At 58.5% G+C, this 14,266-nt stretch carries 11 protein-coding genes; 2 read left to right on the top strand and 9 right to left on the bottom strand.

Going from position 1 to position 14,266, the window contains the following annotated elements:
* Positions 1 to 266: 266 nt before the first annotated feature.
* From murQ to M5M_RS07460, 4 genes are read right to left on the bottom strand one after another with little or no spacing between them, the layout of a single operon-like run.
* A complete protein-coding gene (murQ, locus tag M5M_RS07475; protein WP_015046873.1) occupies positions 267 to 1,184 on the bottom strand; it encodes an N-acetylmuramic acid 6-phosphate etherase in 918 nt (305 codons plus the stop codon).
* Positions 1,174 to 2,280 (bottom strand): anhydro-N-acetylmuramic acid kinase, encoded by a 1,107-nt coding sequence (locus M5M_RS07470; protein ID WP_015046872.1) that lies wholly within the window; start codon positions 2,278 to 2,280, stop codon positions 1,174 to 1,176. The genes murQ and M5M_RS07470 overlap by 11 nt, the downstream gene beginning before the upstream one ends.
* A complete protein-coding gene (locus tag M5M_RS07465) occupies positions 2,280 to 3,149 on the bottom strand; it encodes a glucosamine kinase nucleotide-binding domain-containing protein (protein ID WP_015046871.1) in 870 nt (289 codons plus the stop codon). Before M5M_RS07465 ends, M5M_RS07470 begins: the two co-directional genes overlap by 1 nt.
* Entirely contained in the window at positions 3,146 to 4,711 is a 1,566-nt protein-coding gene (locus tag M5M_RS07460; RefSeq protein WP_015046870.1) for a sodium:solute symporter, read from the bottom strand. Before M5M_RS07460 ends, M5M_RS07465 begins: the two co-directional genes overlap by 4 nt.
* A 170-nt stretch (positions 4,712 to 4,881) precedes the next feature.
* On the opposite strand from M5M_RS07460, the gene M5M_RS07455 reads away from it, so the two are divergent.
* Positions 4,882 to 5,730, top strand: a complete 849-nt coding sequence (locus M5M_RS07455) for a MurR/RpiR family transcriptional regulator (RefSeq protein WP_015046869.1) — start codon at positions 4,882 to 4,884, stop codon at positions 5,728 to 5,730.
* A 136-nt stretch (positions 5,731 to 5,866) separates the two neighbouring features.
* Here the strand turns inward: M5M_RS07455 and M5M_RS07450 are convergent, their stop codons facing one another.
* From M5M_RS07450 to M5M_RS07440, 3 genes are read right to left on the bottom strand one after another with little or no spacing between them, the layout of a single operon-like run.
* Positions 5,867 to 7,411, bottom strand: coding sequence for a parallel beta-helix domain-containing protein (locus M5M_RS07450; RefSeq protein WP_015046868.1), 1,545 nt, complete (start codon positions 7,409 to 7,411; stop codon positions 5,867 to 5,869).
* Complete coding sequence (locus M5M_RS07445; RefSeq protein WP_015046867.1) at positions 7,404 to 8,618, bottom strand: cytochrome-c peroxidase; 1,215 nt, start codon at positions 8,616 to 8,618, stop codon at positions 7,404 to 7,406. The genes M5M_RS07450 and M5M_RS07445 overlap by 8 nt, the downstream gene beginning before the upstream one ends.
* A 5-nt stretch (positions 8,619 to 8,623) precedes the next feature.
* Complete coding sequence (locus tag M5M_RS07440; RefSeq protein ID WP_015046866.1) at positions 8,624 to 9,226, bottom strand: c-type cytochrome; 603 nt, start codon at positions 9,224 to 9,226, stop codon at positions 8,624 to 8,626.
* Positions 9,227 to 9,551: 325 nt separating this feature from the next.
* On the opposite strand from M5M_RS07440, the gene M5M_RS07435 reads away from it, so the two are divergent.
* On the top strand, positions 9,552 to 10,346 hold the full coding sequence (locus M5M_RS07435; RefSeq protein WP_015046865.1) for a substrate-binding periplasmic protein: 795 nt from the start codon (positions 9,552 to 9,554) through the stop codon (positions 10,344 to 10,346).
* Positions 10,347 to 10,555: 209 nt separating this feature from the next.
* On the opposite strand, the gene M5M_RS19435 is transcribed toward M5M_RS07435, so the two are convergent.
* A complete protein-coding gene (locus tag M5M_RS19435; protein WP_015046864.1) occupies positions 10,556 to 13,159 on the bottom strand; it encodes a TonB-dependent receptor in 2,604 nt (867 codons plus the stop codon).
* 277 nt (positions 13,160 to 13,436) lie between these two features.
* A complete protein-coding gene (locus M5M_RS07425) occupies positions 13,437 to 14,132 on the bottom strand; it encodes a TetR/AcrR family transcriptional regulator (RefSeq protein WP_015046863.1) in 696 nt (231 codons plus the stop codon).
* Positions 14,133 to 14,266: the final 134 nt, after the last annotated feature.

The raw sequence follows: 14,266 nt of genomic DNA, 5'->3' as shown, positions 1-14,266 counted from the left end.
AGAGCGAATCAAACCAGGGAGGGTTTGTTGAGCGGCAAAAGGTAGCGGGTAATGGCGGCGTGGCAATTTGGTGGGGATAAAACAAATTCGCGGAAAACCCCAGGCAAACAAAAGACTGCTCACATCTGTTGGAAAGCTCAGCGGCTTTTGATTAATGGGCTGTTTTATTGATCACAAAAACAAAGGTGGATTACGCTTCGCTAATCCACCCTACGGTTGGTGCCGGAGCTCGACGGGAGCGAGGATTCTGACTTCTGGATCGTTCTTCAGTGATCCGGTTTTAAGGCCATGCGCAAAAATCCATTGGCGGAGGCGAGACGGGTTTCGGCGGCGGCGCGGTCGAGGCCGGAGAGGATCATCATGATGGCGAGTTTGGCGTTGTGGTCGCAGGCGTTGAGCGCGCGGTCGGCTTCGTCCAGACTCACACCGGTGGCTTCCATCACAATCCGGCGGGTGCGGCTGACGAGTTTTTCGTTGGTGGCTTTGACGTCCACCATCAAATTGTAAAAACTTTTGCCCATGCGGATCATACTCGCGGTGGTGAGCATATTCAGCACCAGTTTTTGTGCGGTCCCGGCTTTCATGCGGGTGGAACCAGTGAGAACTTCCGGCCCCACTTCCGGCAGAATTGCAATGTCTGCATGGCGCGCAATGGTGGCAACGCGATTGCACGACAAGGCCACGGTGGTACAACCCAAGCTGCGCGCGTAATCCAACGCGCCAATCACATAAGGTGTGCGGCCGGAGGCGGCAATGCCCACCACCACATCGCGCGGTTCCAGTTGAATCTGTTCCAGATCGTGCTGGCCCAGCGCCGGGTTATCTTCGGCGCCTTCCTGAGCGCGGTAAATCGCCGGCGCGCCACCGGCGATCAATGCCACCACCTGTTGCTCCGGTGTGCCATAGGTGGGCGGGCACTCCACTGCGTCCAGAATGCCGAGCCGGCCGCTGGTACCGGCGCCGGTATAAATCAACCGGCCGCCGGCGCTGAAGCTTGCCACAATGGCGTCAACCGCCTCGGCAATTTGCGGAATCACCTGTGCCACCGCCACCGGTACATCCCGGTCCGCGTGGTTGATTTTTTCCAGGATGGCGCGCGTGGGCAGCAGGTCGATATCCTGCGTGTCCGGGTTGCGGGCCTCGCTGGTGAGCTGGTTGAGTTCGTCGAGCAAATTACGATTCATGGTAGGTAAACCTTAGTCCCTTTCCGGGATAAATGGCACCGGCAACGGCAGTGTGACCTGCGCCGGTGGCAGTAGCAATATTCAGGGGCTGGCCCATCAGGGTTTGTTGTGCGAACCAGGCAAAGGCCATCGCCTCCACATAGTCCGGGTGAATACCGATTTTCTGGCTGCTGTAGGTCAGCCGGCGGGTCCGGTAGGTAATGCGCTCCATCAACAGATGATTGCGGGCGCCACCGCCGCACACCACGATGTCGGCGGCAGGCAAGGACTCGGCCGCCAGCGCCACGCAGGCCGCAGTGAATTCGGTGAGCGTGGCCTGAACGTCGGCCGGCGCCACCGTCAGCCCCGCCAGAGCCTGTTGGATAAACGCGGCGTTGAATAATTCCCGGCCGGTACTTTTGGGGGCCGGTTCGCGCACGTAAGGTGTGTCCATTAGGCGTGCCAACAGCGCTGCGTGGACGCGTCCGGTGCGGCCCCAGTCGCCGCAGGCGTCGTAGTCATAGCCGCGTTGGCTGCGGATCCAGCTGTCGATCAGCACATTGCCCGGTCCCACATCGTAGCCGGCGTGGACCTCGTTGCCGGACAAACGGGTGAGGTTGGCCATGCCACCGATATTCAGGATCAGGCGCTCGCCGCCGTTGCCCATCCAGCGACCGTGAAACGCCGGTGCCAGGGGCGCGCCCTGACCGCCAAGGGCCATGTCGGCGCGGCGGAAGTCGGTGACCACCGTGGCCTGAGTGGCGGCGACAATGCGATTCGGATCGCCCATCTGCAAACTGTTGGCGAGCGGGCCGCGGGGAAAATGTGCCAGCGTTTGTCCGTGGCTGCCAATGGCCACCAGGGGTTCGTCTGCGGGCAGACTGTGGCGTGCGGCATCGGCAAAACATTGGCCCAGCTCCGCGTCCAGAGCCGCCAGCTCGGCCAGACTCATGGGGGCCATGTTCGTGGCCTCGGTTAAGCGCGCTACCAGTGGCTTGGGCAGCGCCAGGGTGTCAGAGGCCACCAGTTCCATGCTATCGGCTGCAAAGCGCACGGTGGCACAATCAATGCCATCGAAGCTGGTGCCGGACATCAGGCCCAGAAATAATCCATCCATCAATTAAACCTTTGGGGTTCGCGAGCGATCAGGCAGGCGCCGTCCAGCGCCGTGCCGCGGGCGGGTACCAGTCGCTGTTGGACAGCGGCCGGCAGCAGATGTTGCAGGTGCTGCGCCAGGCCACCCTGCAGGGTGAGCGGCAGGTCTTCGTCGCCACTGGCGGCCTCGAGCAACTGGTTGACTTCGGCAATGGTTTTGTCGAGCACCTTGCGCGCTTCCTCGCAGTGATGGCCGAGTTCCAGCACCGTGGGTGCCAGCGCGGCGTATTCGCGGGGGCCGGCTTTGGACAGCCAACCGAGAATGGCATCGCGCTGCTCGCCCACCAGATTGCGCACGGCGTGGGTGAGGGGGTTGCGCGCTTCGCCGTGGACGTCCAGTTCCCACAACAGGGCACGCACAGCCGCTTTACCCATGGTGGCACCACTGCCTTCATCGCCGATGGCCAGGCCCCAGCCGCCGAACTGGCGTACCTGGCCGGCCCGGTCGAGGCGCATGGCGACTGAGCCCGTGCCAATGGCGAGCATGATGCAAGGTTCGCCCTGGCTGGCGCCGATAAGCGACGTGTAGGCATCCGAGGTAACCCGGGCGCTGGCCAGACCGAGGTTGCCGAGGTAATGGCTCAACCGTCGGGTCGCCTGCTGGCTGCCGGCACCGGCGGCGCCGCACACCAGATGGATGGTGTCCAGAGGCACATCGGTCTGGTGCGCCAGCTCGGCGACCAGGCTGCCGATATTGGCGACGGCGGCTTCCGGGTGGCTGGCAATATTGCCCGGGCCCGCTTTGCGTTCGGCCAGGACTACGCCATCCACTTCAATGCGACCAATGGTTTTGGTGCCACCGGCGTCGATGCCCAGAATGGTTTGACTCATGAGGATGCCTCCAATGCGGCGTGCGGTTCGGTGTGGGGCCGGCCCAGGCAGCAAATGATGAATGACAGGCCCGCGCCCACACACAGTTGCCAGGTGAAGCTGGGGCTGGTGTACCAGGCATCCAGTGCCAGCCAGCTGATCACCCAGGGTTGTTGTACCAGGGTAATGACAAAGCCAGCCACCAACGCCAGCCAGACGCTGGTGGGGTTGCCGCGGGAGGTAAACACGGCGGTCAGGAACACGCCCAGCAAGCCCGAGTAGGCGAATACCATGACCGACAGGGCAAACGCGAGCAGGGGTAAATCCGATACCCGCTGCCAGCCATAACAAAGGGCCGCCATGGCGCCCAGTGCCAGACCGGTAGCCAACATGGCCAGGCGGCCGGCCTGCAGATAGTGTGCATCGCTGCGCTGGCCGCGGGCTTCGGCCCAGGGCCGGTAAAAGTCTTCGGTGATCACACTGGCCATGGAATTGAGGCTGGACGTGAGGGTGGACAGGGCCGCCGCCATCACGCCGATAATCACCAGCCCACGCACGCCGGCCGGTAACCCGTTCAGTACATAGTGCATGAATACCGTGACATCGCCGGTGGTGGGGGCACTCATGGCCGCGCCACCCATGAGATCCGGGCGTTGAAACACGATATAGAGCAGCAACCCGATGATCATGAACAGTGCCATGACCGGAATCACCAGCAATACACTGAACAGCATGGCGCGTGCGCCTTCGTTGGCATTTTTACAGGTGAGTACCCGCTGGGTCACATCCTGGTCCAGACCAAAGGCGGCGATATTCAGCAACACAAATCCGGTGAGCGTGGCCCACAGGTTAAACGGGTCCTGCCAGTCCCAGCCGGTATCCAGGAGGGTGAGCTTGGAGGCGCCGCCATCGGCGGGGCTGGCCAGCGCCTGCCACACCTCGGCAGGGCTTGCGTCAATCTGGGTAACCAGCACGGCCAGTACGGCCAGGGCGGCGCTCACATACACGGCGCACTGGATCACATCGGTCTGGATCACGGAACTCACGCCGCTGAAAATAGTCTGAACCAGACTGATTGCCACCAGCAGGCCGATGGCGAGCAACATATGGCCAGGTTCGATATCGGCGAACAGCATCATGGATACGGCAAGCGCCGCCATGAACAACCGGGCACCGGAGGCGAACAGCCGGCCCAGCAGGTACATGCCGGCGGCCTGGCGCTTGGCATTGGCTGTGAAGCGGGATTCCAGCAATTCGTACACGGTGGTGACCCGCAGGGCATAAAACCGCGGGATCAGCCAGCGTGCCACCACCAGCGCGGCGATTACGGCGCCCAGATTAGTGAACAAATAGCTCAGGTCCGAGCGGTAACCCAGGTCGGGGCCGCCCAGAAAGGTGGCCGCCGATTGGGTGGTGGCGAGGGTGGAAATGGCCACCATCCACACGGGCATGGCATTGCCGGCGAGAAAGAACTCGCTGTTGTTATGGGCGCTCTGGCGACTGAAATACCAGGCCACGGCCAGCATCAGCGCGCCGTAGAGGGCAAACAGCAGCCAATCGAGAAAAGCAAAAGGTAGTTGCATGGGAGTAATATATTATTCCTGTGTTGTGTATATATTGGTATCATTTATTCTGTGATCTTGCAAAGTGCTATCTATCGGCACACCCGATAGAATTGCCGCTGATCTATTGATGAACGTAACAATATCCACCCGCGTTGACCGTTGATGGCCCGGGGGATGACGGGAGCCCAATGGGAAGTATTGCCAAAATCCGCGCCATGCGGGATGCCATGTCGAGTCATGAACGCCGCATTGCCAATTACCTGCTGGAGCATGTGGCGTCCGTGCGTGACCACAGCTCCAAAACCCTGGCCGAGTCCATCGGGGTGTCGCAGAGCAGCGTGGTGAAATTCAGCCAGAAGCTGGGCTACAAGGGCTACAGCGAATTGAAGCTGGCGTTGACCGAGTCGGTGGCGCGCTCTGCAGCCTTGCCGAAAGCGATTCACGGCGACATCAGTGCCGATGATGATCTGGACACGGTGGCGCACAAACTCATCGCCCGTAAAACCGCCTCGCTGAATGAATCCTTCCGGGTGAACTCGCAGGACACCCTGCTGGCGGCCATCGACCAATTGGCCAGTGCCCAGCGCATTGTCATGGCCGGTGTGGGTGCATCGTCACTGGTGGCGAGGGATTTTGCCTACAAACTGATGAAGTTGGGCAAGAGCGTACTGGTGGAAAGCGACGCCCACATTCAGGTGGCCAACGCAGCCACGTTGCACCGGGGCGATCTGGTGTTTGCCATTTCGGAATCGGGCACGACACAGGATGTGTTGCGGGTGGCGGAAACCGGCTTGGCACAAGGGGCCGAGGTGATTTCGCTCACGCGTTATTCGCGCAACCCTCTGGCAGATATGGCCAATACCAATTTATTCTGCATGGCCGAGGAAGCCGGCGTGCGCAGCTCCAGTATTCTGGCACGCACGGCGCAACACATGATTACCGATTTGTTATTCATTCTGATGTCGCAACGGGATGCGCATGCGAGCGAGCTGTTTGAACGTTCGCGCAAAGCGGTGGAGGATTTGCGGGGGAAATAGTTGGAAAGCTTTCCTGGTAGGAGCGCAATCCTTTGCGCGAATGGTTTGTGTCGGCAATAGCCATTCGCGCAAAGGATTGCGCTCCCACAGCAGGACGCGCCCAAAAAAAAGCCCCGAAAGTCGGGGCTTTTTTGTTTTACTGATCCTGGTTTAACGCCGGGTCGTTAAAGATCCCTTTGTTGTCCACACCCAGCATGAATTTGGCCACCGCCAGACGCATTTCCGGGTCGAGATAATCCTGTGCCGGCATTTCCGGATAGTCTTCGCGTTTTTTCACCGGGTTGGCGATGTATTCGGCCAGACCTTCAGGGTTGTCCATATACAGTGCCTGGATGATCTGAACGGGTGGGCCGATCATGCGCACATTGTAGGCATGGCAGCCGGTACACACGCCGAAGTAAGCCATCTTGCCTTTCTCGTCTTCTTTGAACGGATAGGGTTCGGCGGGTTCGCTCAGCAAGTAGCTGACCGTGGCGGCGGTATTGTCGAAACCGCAGGTGCCGTAATCCTTCAGACCGATGTTCACATACTTGGTGCGGTCGAGAATACAGCTGTCGGTGCTCTTGCCCACATTAATGATGTCCACGTTGCCTTCGGTAAAGGTGGCCAGTTTCAACGCCTTGATTTCATCAATGGGTTCATAACCGTTGTTGAACATCACATTGTCCAGAATCGCCACCTTGTCGGAATGGGGTTCGGATTCCGGGTCGATGGTGATGTTGGCAAAACTGTGGTGATCGGACACCACGATGGACGCGTTTTTATTGTTGGTGATGATGTTACCTTCAATGGTGACTTCGTCCGCGGCCATCACAATAATCCCGGTGCCGGCGGGTACGCCTGCCACAATGGAGCCGGGCGCGCCAAAGTTTTTGTGGTTGTTATCGTTGATGAAGTTATTGCGGATGATCACATCGTAGGTGGTTTTAATGGGCAGTCCGGGTGTGATGAACGCGAGAATGCCGCCGGTGTTGTTGTACACCTTGTTGTTTTCCACAATGGCGTGGCGGGTATTTTCGATTTCGATACCGGCCACGTTGGCGAAGACTTCATTGTTGTTCACGTGAATGTTGTCGCACATGCCCACGTAGATAGCCGCGTCTTCAATGCCCGATAAAATGTTGCGTTCGATCAGGCCATTTTTACCCAACTGCGGAAAGATGCCGTACACGCCGGTGTCGATCACATGGTTGTTGCGGATCAGGAAATTGTTGCCCGCCTGGCCCATGATGGCATTGCCCTTGTAGTGGGTAATGCGCAGGTTCTCCACGGTGATGTTGTTGCCGGAATAGAGCACCGCGTCGTTCAGTTTGTGCTCGCCTTCCATCACTGGCCAGTTACCGTCTTTGATGACCCCGGTAATCCAGATATCGTCTTTGTCGATGTACACGGTTTCTTTGTAGGTGCCGGGCCATACCTGGATGATGTCGCCGGGTTGCGCTTGCTTTACCGCGGCCTGAATCGAGCCGCCGTCTTTCACTTCAATAATGTTGCCGCTGCCAGACGCACCCACTGACGCGTCCAGTTTTGTGCCGGCGCTCACCTGGGAGCCGTCGTTTTTTGCATAGCGGGAGGCATCGCCAACAACGGTGGCGCTGTTGTCGGCGGTGAGCGTTGCGCCCAACCAGGCGCCGCCTGCCACCAGGCCTGCGGCAACCAGAACGGATACCAATTTATTCATCGCTGTTTCCCTCTTCGAACGTTATTGTTTGTTGTAATGCGGGTGGTAACTGGCCCACCGGTGGCAGGCCGGATGGTACCTGCGCGGGTATGGCCGGGGTAAAGCTTTCGTCGGTGAGCGTTTCCATAAACGTCACCAGTAAATCCAGTTCATCATCGGTGAGCTTGGGCTCCCAGATATGCCAGTGCAGCACCATGTTTTTATTTTGCGCTTCGGTCAGTGCATGGCCGCGCCCGAGCGTGTAAAACTCGGTGGCATCGCGCAGAGAATCGAAAGTGCCCGAGTGCATATAGGGCGCGGTGCGGGCAATATTCCGGAGACTGGGTACCTTAAACCCGCCACGCCAGGTGGGGTTGTTGAAAATCGTTTCCGCGCCGGTGTCGAACGGCCGGCCGTCGGGCTCGGCGACGCCAATCACTGCCACTTGTTGGTTGGTAAACAAGGGCGGCGTGTGACACTCGGCACAACGGGCCACAAAACTCCTGAAAATATTCAGGCCTTCCTGCTCGGTCTGATTGAGCGCGCCGTGGAAGCCGTGGGCGTAGTGATCGTAGCGGCTGTTGAGCGACACCAGCGAGGTCTCAAAGGCGGCGATCGCGAGATAGATCTGATCCAGCGTGATCGTTTGCGCTTGCTCGGGAAAGGCCTCGGCAAACAAGCGCCGGTAATCTGCATTGGCATTCAGGTCGGTGAGCAATTGGCCCGGATTATTCCCCATTTCGACGTCCGAATAGAGCGGGCCCTGCATTTGTTCTTCCAGGCTGGACGCGCGCGCATCCCAGAAAAAACGGGTCAGAAACGCCATGTTCCATAAGCTCGGTGCGGCGCGAGTGGCCTCGCGCCCGTGAATGCCGATGGAGCGGGGCAGGCCATCGGCGAAGCCCAATTGGGGGTGATGGCAGCTGGCACAAGAGAGGCTTTTGTCGCCGGACAGAATCGGGTCGAAAAACAGGTGTCGGCCCAGGTCTATCTGTTGGGGGCTGAAGCCGTCGCGGCGCGTGGGCAGGGCAGTTTTCAGGCCGCCCACACCGCGGTTATAGAGCGAGTTGTATTGATCGTACAGGCTGTGCAGTTTGCAGCTGTTTTGCTGCGTGAGCTCAAAGCCTGGCGGGCAGTGATTCGCCAGCGTGATCGATGCGTCGGTGGTTGCCGTCGCCACGGCGCTGGCACTCAGGCACATCAGGCCGAGTAAAAAATACTTGGTCATAAGCCTCAGTTCTGCTGGTTCAGGTAAGCGAGTATTTGCTGGAGTTCGGCGTCGCTGACGGTGGCGGCCATCATCTTCATTTGCCGGCCGAACTTGTCTTTGGGGTCGGAACCGCGAATACCGGCTTTGAAATTTGCCATCTGCCGGTTCAGGTAAGCATCACCCACGCCCACCAATGCAGGTGCATTCAGCGCCTCATTACCCACGCCTTTCTGGCCGTGGCAGGCGCCGCATTTCATGTTGTATTGCTTGTAGCCGGCGTCGGCATCGGCCTCGATGTTGGCCGCGGTATTGTGCCGGGGCAGCTGCGCGAGATAGTCGGCCACGCGTTTGACTGCGGCGTCATCGGCGAGTGTGCTGGCCATGGGTTTCATTTGCGCGCCATAGGTGTCCTGGGGATGGCTGCCGCGCACACCCGAACGGAAATGCTGCAGCTGTCTGGCCAGGTAGCCGGCCGACTGGCCCGCCAGCGCAGGGGCGTGCATGGCGGGGTTACCTTCGCCATTGGCGCCGTGGCAAACGGCACAGGCCTGGTAGGCAGGTTCGGCGTGCGTGTTAAGGCCACACAGTGCCAAGCCCGAAATGGCCAGTAGTCGCTTGAATGTCATGATGATTCCCTCTGTTGGCAAACTTCAGTCTAGCCGGGACTCGCCGCGCGATTGCGCCGGTGGTCGCGAGCTTAAACGTTGTCATTATTCTTAGTTGGTACGTTCGTGCCAGTCATGAATCTAATTATACAGGGTTGGTTCGACCATGAAAGCGCCTGAGGTCATATTTGGTTCTTTTTCATGAACGAAATGGGGGTTGCGGTCACGAATCTGGCACCAATGTCGGGTAACCGCCGGGGGCGGTTCCGGTGCTCAATGTGTTAATGGGTGGCGGAATTGGGCTATGGTTTTATAGCGTTTAAATCCTTTTTATTGGGGAGCTTGCATGCGGCTGGGGGTTTTCACATCCCTTCTGGTGTGGCTGAGCCTGAGTTCATTGCCTAGAGCGGAAACAGACACCGTCAAACTGGTGAGCGATCTCTATTGCCCTTTTGTCTGTGCGGTGGGTGCGCCGCAGGAGGGGTATCTGGTCGATCTGGTGCGCGCGGCCACAGCGGATGCGTCCACCCGTGTGACATACGCTGTGTACCCGTGGGAGCGGGCACTGGTGATGGTCCGGCAGGCGCAGGCCGATGGTATCCTGGCGGTGAGTCAACGGCGCTCCGAAGGGCTGTTGCTTTCATCGGTTATTGGTTTTGATACGGTGGCCATCACCAGTCTTGAGCCTTTACCTGCCGCGTCTTCCACCACTACGGTTTTCGATTGGTTAGATCGCTACCGGCTGGGGGTGGTGACCTTTCCGCTCGCGCCGGCAAGCGCCTATGAGCAATACCTGGCGGCGCGAAAAACGCGGGAACCCGGCGGCGTTGTGACCGTGGCCGGCGAGAACGCGTCGGCCTTGTTGGTGCGCATGCTGATTGCCGGTCGGGTCAGTGCGGCAATGGAAAACCCGCAAGTGATCAAGCACCTGTTGCATCAGGAGTTTCCCGATGTGGCGTTCTGGCAGCGGGTCATTACCGAGCCCCGGCCCTTGTACATTGGTCTGCGTGATACCCCGGCAAATCGCCAATGGTTGGCGCAGTTTGAGGCGGGGCTTGCGCGCATGCGCGCCGATGGCCGACTGGCGGCATTGATGGCACGCTATGGTTTGGTGGATTGGTATGGTGGGGCGGGGCAGTAAGAGCCGTTGGAGTACGGGCGGCCATCCGTAATGCTTTGCGCGAAGGGTTTTGAGACTGGTCCGGAAGTTCGCTAGAGCAACTTGAACTGTATCCGAGTGATCTGCAACGCGCCGAATCGCCATCCCTGGCTCCTTTCGGCATACAGTCCATCCCTGGACATAAAAAAAGGGGCCGGAGGCCCCTGAAAATATGACACGCAAAGGTCAAATCAGAAGTTGTAGATGAAATCCATGCCGTAGGTACGGCCGGCGGCGCGTTCGGCATTTTTGGAGCCGATGGCGGAGCCGGTGCCCCCTACGCCGTAGAGGTATTCTTCATCCAGCAGGTTTTTTGCCCAGATGCCGAGTTCCCAGTCACCGTCTGCCGACACCAGCGCGGAGCGGGCGTTGACGATCTGGAAGGCGTCGATTTTTTCCAGGCCCACGGTGCCGAGTGATTGGGTGCGCTCACCGGTGAAGTTCCAGTTCACGTTGGTCTGGATCTCGCCCAGATTGCCCACCGAGAAATTGTTCTGAACGAACAGGTTGGCTTTGTGCTCGGGTACGCTCGAAGCGGGCAGGCCGGTCACGTCATCGCCTTCTGGTGCGGGTGCCGGGTCTTCCAGTGGGAACAGACCATAGGATGTGTACTCGGTTTCGGTGTAACCGTAGTTGCCGCCCAGGATCCAGTTTTCGTTCACAAGCCAAGTGGCATCCACCTCAAAGCCCTGGCCTTCCAGGTCGGAGTTGCGCACGGCGTATACCGGCAGTACCTGCTGTGCGGACACGGTGAAGGAATCCACCAGGTCGAGGTCCTGGCGGCCATCGTACACATAGCTGAATACAGAACCATTCAGCCGCACGCGGCCGTCGAGCAGCGTGGACTTCACGCCGGCTTCGATGTTGTTGACCTTTTCCTCATCAAACGGCAGCAGCGATTGCGCCACGGTGGGGTCTGTGTCTGAGGGCAGCAGGAAGCTATTGAAGCCGCCGGCTTTAAAGCCCTGGGCAGCGGTGGCGTAGAGCATGACGTCTTCGGCCACGTGCCAGTTCAGCGCAACGCGCGGTGTCCAGGCGGTCCAGCTGTTTTTGCCGCTCTCTTCACCGGCCGAGGTAAAGGCCAGCGCCAGCGGAATGCCGCCGAGCGTGTTCTGGTAAGCACTGGAGACGGTGAAGTCTTTGCTGTCGCGCGTGTAGCGCAGGCCAAAGGTCAGATCCAGTGTTTCGGTCAGGCTGTAGGTGCCGTCGAAGTAGGCGCCCCAGCTGGTGGTGGAGCCTTTGTTATGGGTGCTTTCGGTCCAGGTGGTGTCGCCCGCAAATTCGCCCGCCAGGCCTCCGCCCGCAGCGCCGATACCGAAGTTGGTGCCGAAGGAGCTGTCGAGGAAGATTGCTAATGCATCACCCATTACGTAGGGAAGGCGTGGGAAAGTGGTAACGCCGTTGGCACAGGTGCCCGGCGGCACTACGGCACAGCCTGGCAAGCTGGGGTGTGGAGCATACACGCCGGCGGCGCCTGCTACGGCTGCGGCCCAGCCATTCAGATTAGCGGCCTGTGTTGCGTCACCGGTAATGAACAAACCTGAAGACACTGAATCCATATCCAGCGTTACAGCACTGCCGCCCAGGCTCTGTTCTATCTGGCTGATCTGCTCAACCGCACCGGCAAAACTCGGGTCCTGAGCAACCAGCGTAATGGCAAACTGCTCGAGCGTTTCCTTGTTAAACCGGATGATGTGATTCTGCTCGATATCCTCTTTGAAGTAGCTCACGCCCGACGTCCACTTAAGGTCGTCGCCCACGTAGCTGAAACGGAATTCCTGGGAGAACTGGCTTTGCTCTTCCACGTTATCGGATTCGGCAAAGTAATAGAGGCTATCGGAGCCATCTTCATCTTCCCGGTTCAGGGTATCGAAGGTGCGATAGGCGGTAATGGAGGTAAACGTCAGGTTTTCATTGAGGTCGTGATTGATCTCCAGCGAGCTGCCCCACAAATCGCGCTTTTCAAAGGCGTCGGTGTCCACGTAATGAGGACCATAGGGATCGTCATATCCCATCGGATTAGCGGTGGGGTTGGTGGACGAGCCGGGTGAATTGGATTGCTCCAGGCTGTTGGCATCGGCGCGCACAATCACTTCGGTGTTGTCGCCGGCATTCCACAGCAGTGCGCCGCGGAAGGTCAGGCTGTCGTCGGCTTCATAGTCGTTGCCGCCGTTGCCGTTTTTGAAAATGCCATCGTTTTTCTGGTAACCCACAGAGGCGCGCAGGAATACATCATCGGACAGGGCGGTATTGAAGGCGCCGTCAAAGTCGCGTTGGCCATAGGTGCCCAGACGCAGGCGCACCAAACCGGAATTTTCTTCCTCGGGCTTTTTGGTGATGATGTGAATGGCGCCTGCGGCCGCGTTACGACCAAACAGGGTACCTTGCGGGCCCTTCAGAATTTCAACCCGGTCCACATCGGCAAAATTCACCAGTGCACCGCCGGAGCGGGTGGTGTAAACGCCATCCACGTAAACCGCGACTGAGGACTCGTCACCGGCACCGAAGTTATTGGAGCCGATGCCGCGCACGTTGTAGCTGGGCTGGGTTACGTTGTTGTTGTTGGCCTCAAAACCCGGCGTGAAGACGGAGAGGTCATCGATGTTTTTTGACGCGGTGTTTTTAATTGCGCCTGCATCGAAGGCGGAAATGGCGATGGGTACATCCTGAATACTTTCTGCCCGCTTTTGGGCTGTGACCACAATTTCTTCCAGTGCCAGTGATTCCTGGGCAACTGAGGGGGCGGCGATAATCGCCGCGATGCTGGCTGCCAGCATAGGGGTTGTGCGACGCATGATGTCTCTCCTTCATTGTTATTGTGACTGGCTCCCTGGCGGGCGCGGAGGTAGCTTAACAGCAGTTGGTACCAATGTACCATCCGCTCATAAGTAGACTAACGGGTCACATCTATCCCGCCAGATAACTCTACTGTATCTAAATTGAACAAATGTGCAATAGCTTGTTTGCCGGATGAGGCTTGGTGAAAGGCGGCTTGGTTATGTCAGGGGGTTGCCGCGGGGTTGGTCCGGGCTGGTTTACATAAAAAAGGCAGCCAGAGGCTGCCTTTTGAGATCATTTTTTGACCGAGAGGGCCAGTAGCTGCGAGATCATCCGCCGGATGGATTTGTGGGCCATCTCAATGGCCATCATTTCCTGACCGAGCAAGAGCTGGTACTCCATGTAAAGAATCACCCCGTGCACAATATGCGCATCAGCTTCCGGTTCTTTTGAGCCCAGCAGTTTGAAAAAGCTGACGATGGAGCCGGTGGTGCTGGCTTGCGGGATGCACGCCGTTTTTGCCAGTACCGGATTCCGCAGCGCTTCAGTTTTGAACGTGTGTTCAATGACCCGCCGGTCGCGACTTTCAACCTGGCTTCTGATGTGGGTCATGATGGCATTGGTCAGTGCGTTGACCAGCAAGTCAAAAATTTGCGGGTCGGCGAGGTTGGCACCTTTGAGTTTTTCCAGCGCCGCAAAACCAGATTCTTCCAGTTCTTCGGTGTGCTTGATGCTGTCTTGCGCGTGCAGGTTAAACGCGTCGCACACCAACTCATTGATGTCTTTGAAATAGTAGGTGGTGGCGGCCAGGGGTACGTTGGCCTCCTTTGCTATCGCCCTGTGGCGAACACCGCGAATACCATCGCGGACAACGATTCGCAGGGTGGCCTCCAGAATAGCGCGACGACGCTCACGGCTGTCTGCACGCTGGGCCTTCCTTCCCTGAAATTCGATATTGTCAGTCTTAGACTGGCTAACTGCTGCTGTCATTCCCTTTCCCTCAAATGTAAGTAAACGAAAAATTCCGTACTTTTTGTAAGGTCTCTCCGGACGCTTTGGCCGATTGGCTACATAGGCTCAACCGTTATGTGCAAAAGCATTGTAACGGGAATTTTTCGTTTGGG

Source organism: Simiduia agarivorans SA1 = DSM 21679 (genome assembly GCF_000305785.2).
Classification (GTDB): Bacteria; Pseudomonadota; Gammaproteobacteria; order Pseudomonadales; family Cellvibrionaceae; genus Simiduia; species Simiduia agarivorans.
This window is presented reverse-complemented; position numbering and strand designations above follow the sequence as displayed.